Origin of the sequence: uncultured Granulicatella sp., from assembly GCF_963516875.1 — a bacterium.
Taxonomy (GTDB): Bacteria; Bacillota; Bacilli; order Lactobacillales; family Aerococcaceae; genus Granulicatella.
The window spans coordinates 1-15138 of sequence record NZ_CAUQCL010000027.1; the positions used below are offsets into that span (position 1 = coordinate 1).

14 protein-coding genes are annotated in these 15138 nt (G+C 33.3%); all 14 read left to right on the forward strand.

The genetic code is table 11. The features are described from left to right. Window positions 1–454 precede the first annotated feature (454 nt). Window positions 455–700 carry a DUF4160 domain-containing protein gene (locus tag RWM24_RS08120; protein ID WP_314113233.1) on the forward strand — a complete coding sequence of 82 codons (246 nt, stop codon included), beginning with the start codon at window positions 455–457 and terminating at the stop codon, window positions 698–700. Between the two features lie 25 nt (window positions 701–725). Continuing rightward, window positions 726–1148 (forward strand): DUF2442 domain-containing protein, encoded by a 423-nt coding sequence (locus RWM24_RS08125; protein WP_314113235.1) that lies wholly within the window; start codon window positions 726–728, stop codon window positions 1146–1148. A 109-nt stretch (window positions 1149–1257) separates the two neighbouring features. Continuing rightward, window positions 1258–2394 carry an amidohydrolase gene (locus RWM24_RS08130; protein WP_314113237.1) on the forward strand — a complete coding sequence of 379 codons (1137 nt, stop codon included), beginning with the start codon at window positions 1258–1260 and terminating at the stop codon, window positions 2392–2394. Window positions 2395–2399: 5 nt separating this feature from the next. Further along, the gene (locus tag RWM24_RS08135; protein ID WP_314113238.1) at window positions 2400–3080 is read left to right on the forward strand and encodes an NAD(P)H-dependent oxidoreductase; all 681 of its coding nucleotides are present in this window, start codon (window positions 2400–2402) and stop codon (window positions 3078–3080) included. Beyond that, window positions 3070–3243, forward strand: coding sequence for a hypothetical protein (locus RWM24_RS08140; RefSeq protein WP_314113240.1), 174 nt, complete (start codon window positions 3070–3072; stop codon window positions 3241–3243). The genes RWM24_RS08135 and RWM24_RS08140 overlap by 11 nt, the downstream gene beginning before the upstream one ends. Window positions 3244–3548: 305 nt before the next feature. Next, window positions 3549–4889 carry a carbohydrate ABC transporter substrate-binding protein gene (locus RWM24_RS08145; protein WP_314113242.1) on the forward strand — a complete coding sequence of 447 codons (1341 nt, stop codon included), beginning with the start codon at window positions 3549–3551 and terminating at the stop codon, window positions 4887–4889. Window positions 4890–5050: 161 nt separating this feature from the next. Next, complete coding sequence (locus RWM24_RS08150; RefSeq protein WP_314113244.1) at window positions 5051–5935, forward strand: sugar ABC transporter permease; 885 nt, start codon at window positions 5051–5053, stop codon at window positions 5933–5935. 10 nt (window positions 5936–5945) lie between these two features. After that, a complete protein-coding gene (locus RWM24_RS08155) occupies window positions 5946–6827 on the forward strand; it encodes a carbohydrate ABC transporter permease (protein WP_314113246.1) in 882 nt (293 codons plus the stop codon). Between the two features lie 14 nt (window positions 6828–6841). Next, window positions 6842–9073, forward strand: a complete 2232-nt coding sequence (gene gnpA / locus RWM24_RS08160; protein ID WP_314113248.1) for a 1,3-beta-galactosyl-N-acetylhexosamine phosphorylase — start codon at window positions 6842–6844, stop codon at window positions 9071–9073. Further along, on the forward strand, window positions 9073–9246 hold the full coding sequence (locus tag RWM24_RS08165; protein WP_314113250.1) for a DUF6903 family protein: 174 nt from the start codon (window positions 9073–9075) through the stop codon (window positions 9244–9246). The genes gnpA and RWM24_RS08165 overlap by 1 nt, the downstream gene beginning before the upstream one ends. 224 nt (window positions 9247–9470) lie before the next feature. Beyond that, window positions 9471–9947, forward strand: coding sequence for a transcriptional regulator, SarA/Rot family (locus RWM24_RS08170; RefSeq protein WP_314113252.1), 477 nt, complete (start codon window positions 9471–9473; stop codon window positions 9945–9947). Continuing rightward, complete coding sequence (locus tag RWM24_RS08175; RefSeq protein ID WP_314113253.1) at window positions 9944–11680, forward strand: ABC transporter ATP-binding protein; 1737 nt, start codon at window positions 9944–9946, stop codon at window positions 11678–11680. Before RWM24_RS08170 ends, RWM24_RS08175 begins: the two co-directional genes overlap by 4 nt. Beyond that, complete coding sequence (locus tag RWM24_RS08180; RefSeq protein ID WP_314113255.1) at window positions 11673–13418, forward strand: ABC transporter ATP-binding protein; 1746 nt, start codon at window positions 11673–11675, stop codon at window positions 13416–13418. Before RWM24_RS08175 ends, RWM24_RS08180 begins: the two co-directional genes overlap by 8 nt. A 501-nt stretch (window positions 13419–13919) precedes the next feature. After that, on the forward strand, window positions 13920–15138 hold a 1219-nt coding region (locus RWM24_RS08185; protein ID WP_314113257.1), incomplete at its 3' end, for a YSIRK-type signal peptide-containing protein.

Consider the following 15138-nt stretch of genomic DNA (forward strand, 5'->3'; position numbering starts at 1 on the left):
AAGAGACGACTTAAGTCGTCTCAAAAAAGTCTAACTTTTTGGGGTCACTACACGCTAAAGCGAATCTCATGCCTAAAATTCGAGCCTAAGGTCTCGAATTTTCCAGTATTATCAGCCAAAAGAATGGCTGATAATACTCGTGCTACGGTAAGAAGTCTATTCTTTTCCTGACGGAAGAATCTAAGAGAACGTTTAAAATTAGACTTCCTTTACAGTAGCTTATGGACGCAAGTAGCCTCGCAAATGCGAGTCTCATTGCTAAAAATTGAGCCTAGGGTCTCAATTTTTCCAGTACTATCAACCAGTGTGGCTGATAGTACTCGAGCTACTGTAGGAAGTCTATTCTTTTCTTGACGGAGGAATATGAGAGTGCGTTTAGAATTGTTTTTAACATTAAATAAAAGTTGAAAAAGTCGTCCGACTATGTTAATGTATACATAAGGAGATGATGAGAATGCCAGAAATAGCAAGATTTTACGGAATTATTATTAAAATTTACTTTAATGACCATAACCCGCCGCATTTTCATGCTTATTATGGGGAGTATGATGGTGCTTTTGATATTCAAACTCTTGAAATGATTTATGGTGATCTTCCAAAAAAAGCTCAAGAACTAGTGAGAGAGTGGGCTGAACAATATCGTGAAAAAATTATGGAGATGTGGAAAACGAAAAAAATTGAAAAACTTCCTTCTTTATAATTCAAAAAATAGATTGGAGAATAATATGTTTGATATTAGAGTTGTATCTGTTAAGCCGTTAGATAATTGTAAATTATTCGTTAGATTTAACAATCGAATTGAGAAAGAATACGATGTAAAGAATTTATTCGAAGAGTTGGATTATATGACAGTGCTTGAGTATAATAAGCAACTATTTGAAAGTGTAAAAGTTGATGTTAAAGGGCATGCAGTTTATTGGAATGAAGACCTAGATATCCCGGCATACGAATTATGGGAAAATGGTGTGACGATTTTTGATGATGTTAAAATAGTTGAAAGAACGTTATTTAAAAATGGTGATGGCAGATTTAGTTCTCGAGTGGCTATACCTCTTGTTTGGTTAAAATCAATTGGTGTTACTGAAGAAAATCAATCCGTAAATTTGAAATTTGATGGAGATAAAATTATTATCCAAAAAGTTAAATAAAGAAGAAATTATATAAACACAGACATGAGCGAGTTTTAAGCGTTTCCTCATGTTTTTTTGTTTTGTTTGTAGTAAAATGAAAATAAGTGATTTTCAAGAGGTGATTGTTATGAAAGAAGAATGGATTCAAGAAGCGGTGAAAATGAGACGGACATTACATCGTTTTCCCGAATTATCCGAACAAGAATTTAAAACGACAGCATTTATTCAAGAAAAATTGACGGAATGGGGAATTCCTTATCGTCCTTTACAAACGCCAACAGGTGTCGTTGCAGAAATTGGAATGAAAGAAGGTCCCGTTATTGCGCTTCGTGCAGATATGGACGCATTACCAATTCATGAACAAACGGATTTAGATTATCGTTCAGAGCATGATGGAGTGATGCATGCTTGTGGGCATGATTTTCATACTGCTAGTTTATTAATGGCTGCGAAAATTTTAAAAGAAAAAGAAGAAAGTTTAAACGGGAAAATTCGTTTCATTTTCCAACCAGCGGAAGAAATGAATCGTGGCGCTCGTGCTTTAATTGCTGAAGGCGTATTAGAAGGAGTTGATGCGATTATTGGGTTCCATAATAAGCCTGAATTACCTGTTGGAACAATTGGCATTAAATCTGGACCATTGATGGCTGCTGTTGGACAATTTTCTGTGGAATTAAAAGGGGTAGGAACTCATGCGGCAGCTCCACATAATGGAAATGATCCAATTGTTACTGCCTGCCAAATTATTACGAATTTACAAGCAATTGTAAGTCGTCATGTATCACCATTGTCACCTGCAGTATTAAGTATTTCTCACATTGAGGGAGGGAATACTTGGAATGTTATTCCAGAACGTGTTTTCTTTGAAGGAACGATTCGTACTTTTTATAAAAAAGATCAGGAAAAAATTCGTACTTTAATGGATCGTACGGTTCATCAAATGGCAGCGATTTATGGGCAAGAAGCGCATGTTCATTGGATTATGACACCTCCAGTAGTTGATAATGATGAAGAAGTGACAGAGATTGTAAAAGAAACAACGGAACAATTTGCAACAGTAGTGACTCCTGAATTAACATTAGGAGCAGAAGATTTTGCCAATTATATGGAATATGTTCCAGGATGTTTTGCTTTTATCGGAACAGGTTGTCCTTATGAATGGCATCATCCATCGTTTGTAGTAGATGATGCAGCGTTAAAATATGCAATTTCTTATTTTGTAGAAAATAGCCAAGCTTTATTAAATCAATATATGAAAGGGTAAATTTAATGACTAAAACGCTAATTATTATGAGTCACCCTGATGTAGATCAATCCTCTTCGCAGCAATTTTTGTTAGCAGCTGTGAAAGGGGAAGGACAAATTCAAGTGCGTCATTTAGAATCGATTTTGGCAGAACAAGAAAATAATTATTTTGATAAGAGAATAGAACGAGCTTGTCTTCAAGAAGCAGACAGAATTATTTTTCAATTTCCTTTTTATTGGTATCAATGTCCAAGTGTGATGAAGCAATGGTTGGATGAAGTGTTGACATTGAATTTATCTCAAAAAGGCAAGAAAAAAGAATTGGGAATTGTAGTTACAGTAGGTGCAAAAAAAGATCGATATACAGCGGGTGGTTCAGTAGGATTTGGAATCGAAGAGTTACTGAGACCTTATCAAGCTCTTGCCAATCAATTAGGATGGGAATATCAAACTCCATTTGTTATTTACCAATTTCAATATTTGCCTGAAGCTCAAAAACAACAATTACTAGTAGAGTATTTGTATTACTTAGAAAATGGCTCACATCATTTTAGTGAAAAGGAACAATGGATGTTGGAGAGGCTAGAGCAATATTCGAATACTAATGCAAAACAAGTGAGAGATTGGATGGTAGAGTTGAAGCAAGAAAGAGAAGAGCTAGTCATGATGCTTTCAGAAATGGGGAATGAAGCAGATGGATTCTAAATGGATGGAAGAACGAATTGCTACATGGCAAGAAGAATGTCAAGATTATAAAGAACGTGCTTTTTTAGAATCTTGTAAACAATTACTATTGGAACAACAGCAGAGAATTGATCATTATAAGGGCCAATTGGATGGACAATTATGGAGTCCAAAAGAGTGGTAACCTATTTTGGAAAAATTTTAAAGAGGAATGTTATAAAAATGATGAGAGTTAAGAGATTTTCTTAACTCTTTTTTTGTGCATAAAAATGTCAGAAGCTCTAAAAGGATAAAATAATATATAAAGCGATTTAAGAATATTTAAAATAAGAATTCATCCTGAAAAAGAATATGAAAAAGCAATATATTTATAAAAGATAGCAATATAATAATTGTGTAAACGTTTTATTAGTAGTATTATGATGTCGAGGTAAAAAAAGAATAACCTTTCGAAAACGATAAGTTTTCGGGAAAACAGGAGGAATATTTATGAAAAAGAAATTAATGTTATCAAGTGCAGCGCTTTTAGCAACTGTTGGTTTAGTAGCTTGTAATAATAAAACAACTACTGACAAACCTGCAGAAACTAAATCTGGTGAAAAGAAAACACTTAAATTAGCAGCGCTTGAATCAGGTTATGGTAAAGAAATGTGGCCTGAGTTAATCAAAGCTTACGAAGAAGCTAATCCAAATGTTAAAGTTGAATTACAATCTAGTAAAGAAATTGAAGATGAATTATCTCCAAAAATGAAAGCTGGAGACTTCCCAGATGTTGTAATGCTTGCATTAGGACGTAAAAAAGCTTTACCAGAAACTTTAATTAAAGAAAAAGGCTTAGCAGATATCTCTGATTTATTCGATATGAAAGTATACGGAGAAGATAAAAAAGTTTCTGAAAAATTATTAAATGGAGTATTAGGTTCTACAGTTACAGATCCTTATCGTGATGGTAAACACTACTTAGCACCAATGTTCTATGCTCCAACAGGTTTATTCTATAACGAAGGATTATTCAAACAAAAAGGTTGGGAAGTTCCAAAAGATATGCCTGCTATGAAAGAATTAGCTGAAAAAGCAAAAGCAGAAGGAATTTCATTATTTACTTATCCAACAACTGGATACTTAGATAGCTTCTTCCCTGCATTATTGGCAAATGCTGGTGGAGTTGATTTATTCAACAAAGCAATGAGCTATGAAAAAGGAATCTTCACTTCTGATGGCGCAACTAAAGCTTTCAATGCATTAGGCGAATTAGTAAAAAATGTTGAACCTTCAACAGTAGCAAATGCTAATCCACAAAGCTTTACTAAGAACCAACAATTATTATTAGACAATAAAGCTTTATTCATGCCAAATGGTACATGGGTAGTTGGAGAAATGAAAGATGCTCCTCGTGCTGATGGATTCAAATGGGCTATGAATGCTGCTCCAGCAATCGAAAAAGGCGGCAAACGTTTCGTTTACTCATTCTTCGAACACATCTGGGTTCCAGAAGCAGCAACTAACAAAAAAGAAGCTAAAGAATTCTTATCATTCTTATATTCTGATAAAGCAGCAGCAATCTTTGCAAAACATAATGCTGCACAACCAATTCAAGGTGTAACAAGCAAATTACCTGCTGAATTACAAAGCTTATACAAAGTTGTAGATGAAGTTGACGGAGTTATCAATGGTAACTTTATCGCTACAAAACCAGTTGAAGGTGTAAATATGAAAGAAACATTATATGGACAAATCGACTCTGTAGCATCTGGTCAAAAATCTGTAGCTGATTGGCAAAAATCAGTTGAAGAAGTTAGCCAAAAATTAAGTGCGGCTGTAGAAAAATAATTCTTCAACTAGTATGAATGGATAAAAAAGGAGCTGGGAAAAGAGGCTCTTTCGGGAAGATAAACTCAGTATTAAGTAGTTTCAAAGTTCCAAGAGTTTTCTTTCAGAAGGTGCCATTCCCAGCTTTATTTTATATTTAAAGAAAAGATAGGAGCATGAAAATGAATAATCGTCGGAAAAAAGAACGTGCTGGTTTTATTCTAGCGTGTATATTACCTGCCATTATATTATTTCTTACTTTCTTAATTTATCCAACGATTGAAGTGTTTAGAATGTCTATGTATCGTTGGGGTGGATTTTCTAAGAATAAACAATTTGTTGGGTTTGATAATTTTGTAACTTTATGGAAAGATGAGAATTTTTCAAGAACAATTCAAAATACAATTTTATTAATTGTTGTTGTAACAATTGTAACGGTTGTTTTAGCAGTTTTATTTGCATCAATTTTAACAACTGAAAAGATTCGTGGAAATAATTTATTTAGAATTATTTTCTACATCCCAAATATTTTATCAATCGTAGTTATCGCTGGTTTATTTGCAGCTATTTATGATCCTAAAGGTGGTTTATTAAATGCCATTTTACCAGAAGCATTAGAACGTTTGTGGTTGGGAGATCAATCGGTTGTTATTTATTCCTTAGCATTTGCCTTAATTTGGCAAGCGATTGGATATTATATGGTTATGTACATGGCTGGTATGGCAAATATTCCATCTAGCTTATATGAAGCAGCTGATTTAGACGGTGCAGGAAAAATTGGTAAATTTTTCAATGTTACATTACCTTTAATTTGGAATAGTATTCGTACAACTTTAACATTCTTCATTATTAGTACAATTAACTTAAGTTTCTTATTAGTGCAAATTTTAACAAATGGTGGTCCAGATGGTTCTACAGAAGTATTCTTAAGCTACATGTTTAACCAAGCGTATACTAACTCATCTTATGGATATGGTATGGCGATTGGAGTAGTAGTATTTATCTTCTCATTTGGATTGTCAGGTATTGTAAGTCACATTACAAAACGTGATATCTTAGAATATTAGGAGGCATATTATGAAAATGCAAACTCATTCATTTGAACGTTTATATAAAGTATTTATTTATGTAGCGTTAATTACATTAGCCATTTCCATTATTGTGCCTGTTGGTTGGGTATTTGTCGCATCCATTAAGCAAAATAGTGAATTTTATGGTAGTCCATGGACAGCACCAAAAGGATTTTATTTCCAAAACTTTATTGATGCATGGACTAGCGCAAAAATGGGAGATTATATGTTAAATTCTGTTATCGTAACAGCATTAGCATTAATCATTTTAGTAGGGGTAGCTATTCCAGCTGCTTATGTATTAGCAAGATTTAAATTCCCTGGAAGTAAATTAATTAATACTTTACTAAAAGGTGGATTATTCATTAACGTAAACTATATCGTTGTTCCAATTTTCTTAATGTTATTAGATTGGGATAAAGGGTTAAAAGCATTTGGTATTGCAAATGGATTTTTCTTAAATAATATTTTTGTATTAGCGGTTGTATATGCTGCTACATCATTACCATTTACTATTTACTTATTATCTAACTTTTTCAAAACATTACCAACAACATTTGAAGAAGCAGCATCTATTGATGGAGCTGGTTATTTTACTACAATGTTTAAAGTAATGACACCAATGGCACGACCAAGTATTATTACGGTAATTTTATTTAACTTCTTATCATTCTGGAATGAATATATCATTGCATTAACATTAATGCCGGGTAAAAGTCAAACTTTACCAGTTGGGTTAAAAAACTTATTACAAGCTCAACGTGGAGCAGCACAATATGGTCAAATGTATGCAGGGATGGTATTAGTAATGTTACCAACATTAATTTTATATATTCTTGTTCAAAATAAATTAACACAAGGAATGACCTTGGGTGGTTCTAAAGAGTAGAGAGGAGAAACACCATGAGTAAGACGAAAGGACGTTTAACATTACCAAGTCAAGCTAATTTCTTGAAAGAAACAAAAGAATTAATTGAACGTTGGGGAGCAGATGCCATTCGTGATAGTGATGGAACGAAATTAGACGAAGCAACAAAACAATTAGATGCTAAAATTTATACAACATACTTTGTAGCGAGAAATCATAATGAATTTGCTGAAAAACATATGGAAGAATGCCAACAAATTTATGTGATGTCTAAATTCCATCTAGCAACTTCAAATGAATTAGAAATTCCATTTATGGATGGATATTTTACAGATCAAGTTCAACCAGATTATGTTCATGATGAAAAACTTTATTGGGAAGTCATTGACCGTACAACTGGGAAAGTGGTTAGCGTAGACAATTGGGAATTAGACAAAGAAAGAGATATTATTACAGTTCATGGAGCAGAAGCTTTTCATGAATATACAGTGTCCTTCTTAGTATATGCCATTTGGGATCCAACTCAAATGTATAATCATATTACAAATAATTGGGGCAATGTTCCTCATGATATTCCATTTGATGTTCGTCAGCCGGCGTCTAATGAATATATGCAAACATATTTAAAAAATTGGTTAAAAGAAAATCCAGATACAGATGTTGTTCGCTTTACAACTTTCTTCTATCATTTTACATTAATTTTTAATCAATTAGGAAAAGAGAAATTTGTAGATTGGTTTGGATATGGCGCTAGCGTTTCTGTAGCAGCTTTAGAAGCTTTCGCAAAAGAAAAAGGCTATCGCTTAAGAGCAGAAGATATTGTAGATGAAGGATATTATAATTCTACATTTAGAACACCAAGTAAAGCCTATTTAGACTATATCGACTTTATTCAAAAATTCGTAGCAACAGAAGCGAAGAAATTAGTAGATCTTGCACATGATGCAGGAAAAGAAGCAATGATGTTCCTAGGAGATAACTGGATTGGTACAGAACCATATGGAAAATATTTCAAAGAAATTGGTTTAGATGCCGTTGTAGGTTCTGTAGGGGGCGGAGCAACTTTACGTATGATTTCTGATATTCCTCATGTTAAATACACAGAAGGAAGATTCTTACCATACTTCTTCCCAGATGTATTTAGAGAAGGAAATGATCCAACAATTGAAGCCAATAAAAACTGGTTATCAGCAAGACGTGCGATTATGAGAAATCCAGTCGATCGTATTGGATATGGTGGTTATTTAAGTTTAGCTTACCAATTCCCTAAATTTGTTGACTATATCGAACAAGTAACGGATGAATTTAGAGAAATTTATGATGTTGTGAAACATACAAAACCATATGTAGGTTTGAGAGTAGCAATTCTAAATGCTTGGGGTAAATTACGTACATGGCAATCTCATATGGTGGCACATGAATTACCATACAAACAAATTTATTCATATTTAGGAATCATGGAAGCATTAAGTGGTGCGAGTGTCGATGTTCAATTCATTAGTTTTGAAGATGTCTTGACGACAGATATTTTAAAAGACGTAGATGTTATTATTAATGCTGGTGATGCAGGAACTGCATTCAGTGGTGGGGATGTTTGGAAAAATCCAGAATTACTTACTAAAATTCGTGAATTTGTATACAATGGTGGAGGATTTGTTGGAGTAGGAGAACCAACAGCTGTTCACCATCAAGGTAGATATTTCCAATTAGCAGATGTTCTAGGGGTAGAACGTGAAATGGGATATAGCTTATCTACGGATAAATATTTTACAAAAGAATTAGACACTCACTTCATTACAGAAGATATTAAAGATGTACGCAAAATCGATTTCGGTGAAGGAATGAAGAATGTCTACGGATTAACGGAACATACAGAAGTATTAGAATTCAGTAATCCAAAAGTTTCTCAAGAAGTAGAAGGTATTGTAATGCCTGCTAATGCTGAAGGAAAAGAATTCGGTGAAATTCATTTAGCAGCAAATCCATACGGAAAAGGTCGTGGAGTTTATCTTGCAGGATTACCTTATAGCCCTGAAAATACAAGATTATTACTTCGTGCTTTATACTATGCAGCCGCTAAAGAACAAGAATTCAAAAAATGGTATTCTTCTAACTTATCTGTTGAAGTACATGCATATCCTGAAAAAGGCTTATACGCAATTGTAAATAATACAAATGAAGCACAAGAAACGGAAGTTTATGATGGTAATGGAAACCATGAAACAATCATCATGAATCCAAGTGAAATTAGATGGGAGCATATGTGATGAATCCAAAAGTTAGAATATGGATACGAGTAGTCTTAATGGTGATCTTCTTAATTGTCTTAGTAAAAGGTCATCAAATGGTTGGAAAACCAGGAGTTGCTACAATGTTAGTAGCTCTAGTAGGCTTGTTAGCTATATTATGGGATTATAACCGTCCATATAGCAACTCGTAAAAAGAGAATCAATAAGAACAAAAGGACAAGGACAACGATTCTTGTCCTTTTTTGTATGGAAAAAAGAGAGAGAGATACTTATCGGAAGTAGCAAAAACATGAGATGCAGGGCTGCTGCCGTCCTTGCTACATCGGAAAAGTATTTCCCGAACGATATAAGTAGGTTGACTACCTACCTATTCTCTGTTAAACTTTAATAAACCAAAACCGAAAGGAGAGACTACATGACAAACAAACAAATCTTCGATGACATTATCAAATTAATTTTAAGAATTGAACATTTGAACGTATTCAGAAGCATTGCCCCTAACCTTACAATAAGAGAAAACAATGTCTTAATTCTCTTATATTATTACGATTCAGAATTTGGCAAAACACTCACCATAAAAGACATTAGCTGTTTCTATGAAATAAAATCTTCAACAGCTATCCAATTCGTTAATTCCTTAGAAAAGCATGGGTATATCGTTCGAATGAATGACCAAAATGACAAGCGAGTAACACTAGTAACCTTGACTGATTTAGGAAGAGAAGTTGGGGAAATCATTACTCAAAAAAATAATGAATTGGTTCAAAAAATATTAGAAACTCAAGAAAAAGAAGAATTGGAACAAGCTTTCCAAGTCATCCATAAAATGATTAATACGATTGAAAGTATTCCAATCGAAACACTCTCATATAGAAAGGAAGAAACTAAATGAAACAAATCATGAATCATGTTCGTAGATATCGAGCATTATTAGCAGGAATTATTGTTTTAACGATTCTACAAGTTGGTTCGAGTTTATTATCTCCAACGATTTTAGCTTCATTAGTAAGCAATGGGATTTTAAAACAAAACCAAGCGGTGATTTTACAACAAGGGGGGTTGATGTTACTAACTTCGACTTTAGATTTAGTGTTATCTATTTTAGTTGTTCGTTTTATCGGAAAATTCTCTGCAGGATTATCAAAAGATTTACGTTTGAGTATGTTTAAAAAAATTCAGCATTTCTCAACACAAGATTTCCAAAAATTCGGAACATCTTCGTATATTAACCGTACAACAAGAGATATTCAAAGTTTAGCTCAAACATTAGGCTTCTCAATGAGCCTGGTATTAATGGCTCCATTAATGTTGATTGGATCTATCATTCTTGCAGTCCGTATGAACTTTACATTGTCATTAGTATTATTAGGATCCATTCCATTTTTAGGAATTGCAGTCGCATTATTAGTTAAAACAGTTTCAAAAGACTTTACAATGATGCGCCAAATGACGGATACACTAACACAAATTATTCGTGATTCATTAACGGGGATTCGTGTGATTCGTGCGTTTAATAAGAGTGAGTATGAAGTAGAACGCTTTGATAAAGTCAATGAGAAATATCGTGAATTAATTTTCGGGATGAATATTAAATTCAGTTTAATTATGCCACTAATGATGATTACGATTAATTTTGCAAATTTAGCGGTTGTTCTTGTGGGAGCACATTTAATTCAAGCATCTCAATTAGAAGTGGGAGCTTTAATGGCGGTTATTCAATATTCTGTTTTAGTGTTAGTAGCTTTATTAATGCTATCGTTTATCTTCATTATGATTCCTCAAGGTCTTGTAGCTGCAAAAAGGGTCAATGAAGTATTAGAACAAGAAAATATTCAAACATTTGTGAGTGAAGATTATGGTTTAGAAAAAATTGATACAGTAGAATTTAAAGATGTTTCTTTCAAATATGAAGGAGCAGAAAAAGCGATGCTAAATCATGTCGACTTCACGGCAAAAGTTGGAGAAAAAATTGCGATTATTGGTTCGACTGGGGCAGGGAAATCTACACTAGTGAATTTATTAATGCGATTCTTAGATACAACTTCTGGAGAGCTATTAATGAATGGCGTAAATATTCGAGAATTTACAGAAAAAGAACTACGCGAGCAAATCGCATTCGTGCCTCAAAATCGTATGTTGTTTGAGGGAAGTATTCGAGATAATTTAAGATTCGGAAATGAACATGCAATAGATGAGGAAATGATTCAAGCATTAAAACAAGCGGAAGCATGGGAATTTGTTTCTAGTTTAGAAGAAGGATTAGATTCACACGTAGAGCAAAAAGGAGATAATTTCTCTGGTGGGCAAAAACAACGATTATCGATTGCCCGTGCATTAGTAAAACAGGCTTCGATTTATGTTTATGATGATAGCTTCTCAGCATTAGATGCGAAAACAGAAGCAAAACTTCGTGCGAATTTAGCAGAAATTAATCAACAATCGATTGTTTTTGTAGTTGCACAAAGAATTTCATCTGTAACAGATGCTACTAAAATTATTGTATTACATGAAGGAAATGTTGTTGGAATTGGAACTCATGATGAATTGAAAGAAACAAACCAAATTTATCAAGAAATTATAAATTCTCAATCAAGTTTAGAAGAAATGGAGGATACTCATGAATAAAACTGTCTTAAAACGATTATTAAGTTATTTAAAACCTGATCGTGTGATTGTGACGATTGTACTAGTAGTATCCCTTATTTCAGTTATTTTAGATGTACAATTACCTAAAATTTTAGGGGATGGAACAACGTTAATTAGTGAAAGTTATATTGCTTCTAATTATACATCTGTTGATTTAGAAGGAGTTTTTGCGATTGCGAAAACTTTAGCGATTTTATATATTTTAGCAGCGGGATTAAACTTTTTAGGAAAATATTTTATGTCTCGTGTTGCCAGTGATATTATTTATCGATTACAAAAAGAAATCGATGAAAAATTCACACGACTACCAGTTCGTTATTTTGATGAACAATCAAGAGGGGACTTGTTAAGTCGTGCAACAAATGATATTCAAACAATTGATGATTCTTTCTCACAAGTATCGAATCAAATTTTTACAACTGTTCTGACATTCTTTGGAATTATCATTATGATGTTTACGGTGAATATTCCATTGGCGATTATTGGATTTTTAGGAATTCCTCTTTCGTTATTTATTATTGGCTTAATTGGAAAGAAATCTTCTACAGCATTTGCGAATCGTCAAGAAACTACGGGACGTTTAAATGGTTATATTGAAGAATATTATGCTGGACATGAGATTGTAAAAGCCTTCAATTATGAAGAACGTTCTCAAGCAGAATTTCAAGCTTTAAATGATGAATTATATGAACATGCTTGGAAAGCGCAATTCTTTGCAGGAATGATGTATCCAATTTCTCGTTTAATTAATAATATTGTTTATGTATTTGTAGCGATTGTCGGTGGCTTGTTTGCTGCTAGTGGAATGATTACTATCGGTGGAATTCAAGCAATTTTACAATATATGAGAAATATTAGCCAACCAATGGGAGATGCAGCGAATATGATTGGACTAACTCAATCTATGTTAGCAGCTGCTGAGCGAATTTTTGAATTATTAGATGCAGAGGAAATGGAAGAAGAAGGCGATAAAGAAGAACTTCCAGCGATTGTTGGAGATGTTCAATTTAAGCATGTTTCATTTGGCTATACTCCAGAAGTGACTTTAATGGAAGATTTGAATATTGATGTTAAAGCAGGAGAAACAGTAGCGATTGTAGGTCCAACAGGTGCAGGTAAAACAACTGTGATTAATCTGTTGATGCGTTTCTACGATATTACAAGTGGAGCAATTGAAATTGATGGACATAATATTCAAGATTATAAAGTAGATTCGCTTCGTTCAAAAGTAGGAATGGTATTACAAGATACTTGGTTATTTAAAGGAACGATTCGAGAAAATATTCGTTATAGTCGTCCAGATGCAACGGATGAAGAAGTCGTTCAGGCTGCAAAACAAGCATTTGCGGATGATTTTATTCGTAAATTACCAGATGGATATGATACGTATATTACGGAAGAAACAGATAATATTTCTGGAGGGCAAAAGCAATTATTAACGATTGCTCGTGCGATTTTAGCCTCACCATCTGTTTTCATTTTAGATGAAGCAACTTCGAATGTAGATACAAGAACGGAAATGCAAATTCAAAAAGCGATGGATCATATTATGGAACATAAGACTTCGTTTGTTATTGCGCACCGTTTATCAACGATTCGTAATGCGGATAAGATTCTAGTAATGCAGAAGGGGAATGTGATTGAGCAAGGAACTCATGAAGAATTGTTGGCAAAACAAGGATTTTATGCTGGTTTATATCGCGCGCAATTTGAATAAGAATGGACTTCTCTGGGGTAGCAAAGGACGGCAGCAGCTTCGCTATGCGAATCTCATGCCTAAAAGTCGAGCCTAAGGTCTCGCCTTTTCCTGTGAAAAAAGCCTTAGTAGACTTTTTTCACTACTGCTACAGCGAGAAGTCCTTTTTCTTCAAATACAATTGAAAATTACGTTTAAGATGAGAATGGCACCGTGAATAAGAATGGACTTCTTTTGAGGTAGCAAGGGACGGCAGCAGTTTTGCTTTGAGAATCTTATGCTTATGCTAATACGGAAAATTTATGTCAATCAAAAATGGAATAATGATTGTACCGACTTCAAAATGTTAGAGTAAAAAGCTAATGTTTGGAAGTCGGTATTTTTTATCAATTTTTGAATAAAAAATCTATGAAAATATAGAAAAATCAAAATTGTAACCGTTTTTTTTTTCTTGAAGTTTTAGTTCTAGTGGTTATAATTAGGGTGAAATATAATACTTTTTAAGGAATCAGGTGAATAATAATGAGAAAACAATGGAATAGTGTACAACGTTTTTCTTTGAGAAAATATTCGACAGGTTTAGCTTCAGTTTTACTAGCTACAATGTTTATGAGTCAAGGAGTTATGGCTCAATCGCAAAGTGAAGCAGAGGAAAATGTTGTTACAGAAATAGTTAAGTCAAAAGTAGAGAAAGGAATTCCTTCTTCAGAAAAAAGAAATGAGAATTTAAAAGAAAAATCTACAGAAGATAATGTAACACCTGTCTTAAATACTAAAAATAGAAATGATCAAACAGAACTATATACAATAAATGATGAAAATGGCACTGTAAAAAAAACATCTGAAAAGATTATTGAGAATTCTAAAAAATTGATTAATACAGAAAAATTAGAAGAACTTCTAAAAGAAATTAATAGTTTGAAACTAGAAAAATACACTGAGGATTCAGTAAAGGGATTAAAAGAAAAAGTTGCAAAAGCTAAAGAAGTATTAACAATTGCTAAAAATCAAGAGGAAGTTAATTCGGTATATAAAGAGTTAGTTAATTACAAAAACAGTAGTTTAAGACGTGTGAAAATGACTCATAAACCACTAGAGGAAAACACTCCTAAACTAGATACAACAAATGGTAAAGAAACAGTAGGGAAGAAAGCCGAAAATAATGAGCCAAATGATAGGAATATCGCAGGACATAATCATATCTTGAATGGAACTACTTTACCTGAAGGTAGTGGACTACGAGCTGCACCAAATAATACAAATTTTACTTATGAAACAGTAGGTGCTGATTTATCGAGTTTAGTTGCTGGCGAAGAATTAGGATATGGTAAGAAGGTTATTATAAAAGTAAAATACGATACGAAAGTCATTAGTACTAAAGATGTATATATTACTACAACACCAAATACTGGACCAAGAACTGAATATACAAGAAGACAGCAAGATGGTATTGGACCGTATGATGGTGGGACTAATATAAAATTGGTAGGACAAATTCCGAATGATATGATTGGAACTTACGATTTGCATATTCACGTACTAAATAATAAAAGGAATAATGCTCAAATGGCAACATTAAATGTGCCGATAACTGTAAAACCTAAAAAACCTACTGTAAGTGTTGCTGATTTAGTAAATGCAGAAGGAAAAAGACCAGTTGTTACAGCAACAGTTGCGAATACATCTATAAGTAAAGTAGAATTTTATCTTAATGGACAAAAGCAAACTGTAGTAAATGCAA

Excerpts from the sequence above, each read along its gene's own strand:
- RWM24_RS08140 (WP_314113240.1), top strand. The coding sequence starts at position 3,070 with ATGGATTCTAAATGGATGGAAGAACGAATTGCTACATGGCAAGAAGAA.
- RWM24_RS08120 (WP_314113233.1), top strand. The coding sequence starts at position 455 with ATGCCAGAAATAGCAAGATTTTACGGAATTATTATTAAAATTTACTTT.
- RWM24_RS08165 (WP_314113250.1), top strand. The coding sequence starts at position 9,073 with ATGAATCCAAAAGTTAGAATATGGATACGAGTAGTCTTAATGGTGATC.
- RWM24_RS08170 (WP_314113252.1), top strand. The coding sequence starts at position 9,471 with ATGACAAACAAACAAATCTTCGATGACATTATCAAATTAATTTTAAGA.
- RWM24_RS08130 (WP_314113237.1), top strand. The coding sequence starts at position 1,258 with ATGAAAGAAGAATGGATTCAAGAAGCGGTGAAAATGAGACGGACATTA.
- RWM24_RS08150 (WP_314113244.1), top strand. The coding sequence starts at position 5,051 with ATGAATAATCGTCGGAAAAAAGAACGTGCTGGTTTTATTCTAGCGTGT.
- RWM24_RS08180 (WP_314113255.1), top strand. The coding sequence starts at position 11,673 with ATGAATAAAACTGTCTTAAAACGATTATTAAGTTATTTAAAACCTGAT.
- RWM24_RS08175 (WP_314113253.1), top strand. The coding sequence starts at position 9,944 with ATGAAACAAATCATGAATCATGTTCGTAGATATCGAGCATTATTAGCA.
- gnpA (WP_314113248.1), top strand. The coding sequence starts at position 6,842 with ATGAGTAAGACGAAAGGACGTTTAACATTACCAAGTCAAGCTAATTTC.
- RWM24_RS08135 (WP_314113238.1), top strand. The coding sequence starts at position 2,400 with ATGACTAAAACGCTAATTATTATGAGTCACCCTGATGTAGATCAATCC.
- RWM24_RS08145 (WP_314113242.1), top strand. The coding sequence starts at position 3,549 with ATGAAAAAGAAATTAATGTTATCAAGTGCAGCGCTTTTAGCAACTGTT.
- RWM24_RS08125 (WP_314113235.1), top strand. The coding sequence starts at position 726 with ATGTTTGATATTAGAGTTGTATCTGTTAAGCCGTTAGATAATTGTAAA.
- RWM24_RS08155 (WP_314113246.1), top strand. The coding sequence starts at position 5,946 with ATGAAAATGCAAACTCATTCATTTGAACGTTTATATAAAGTATTTATT.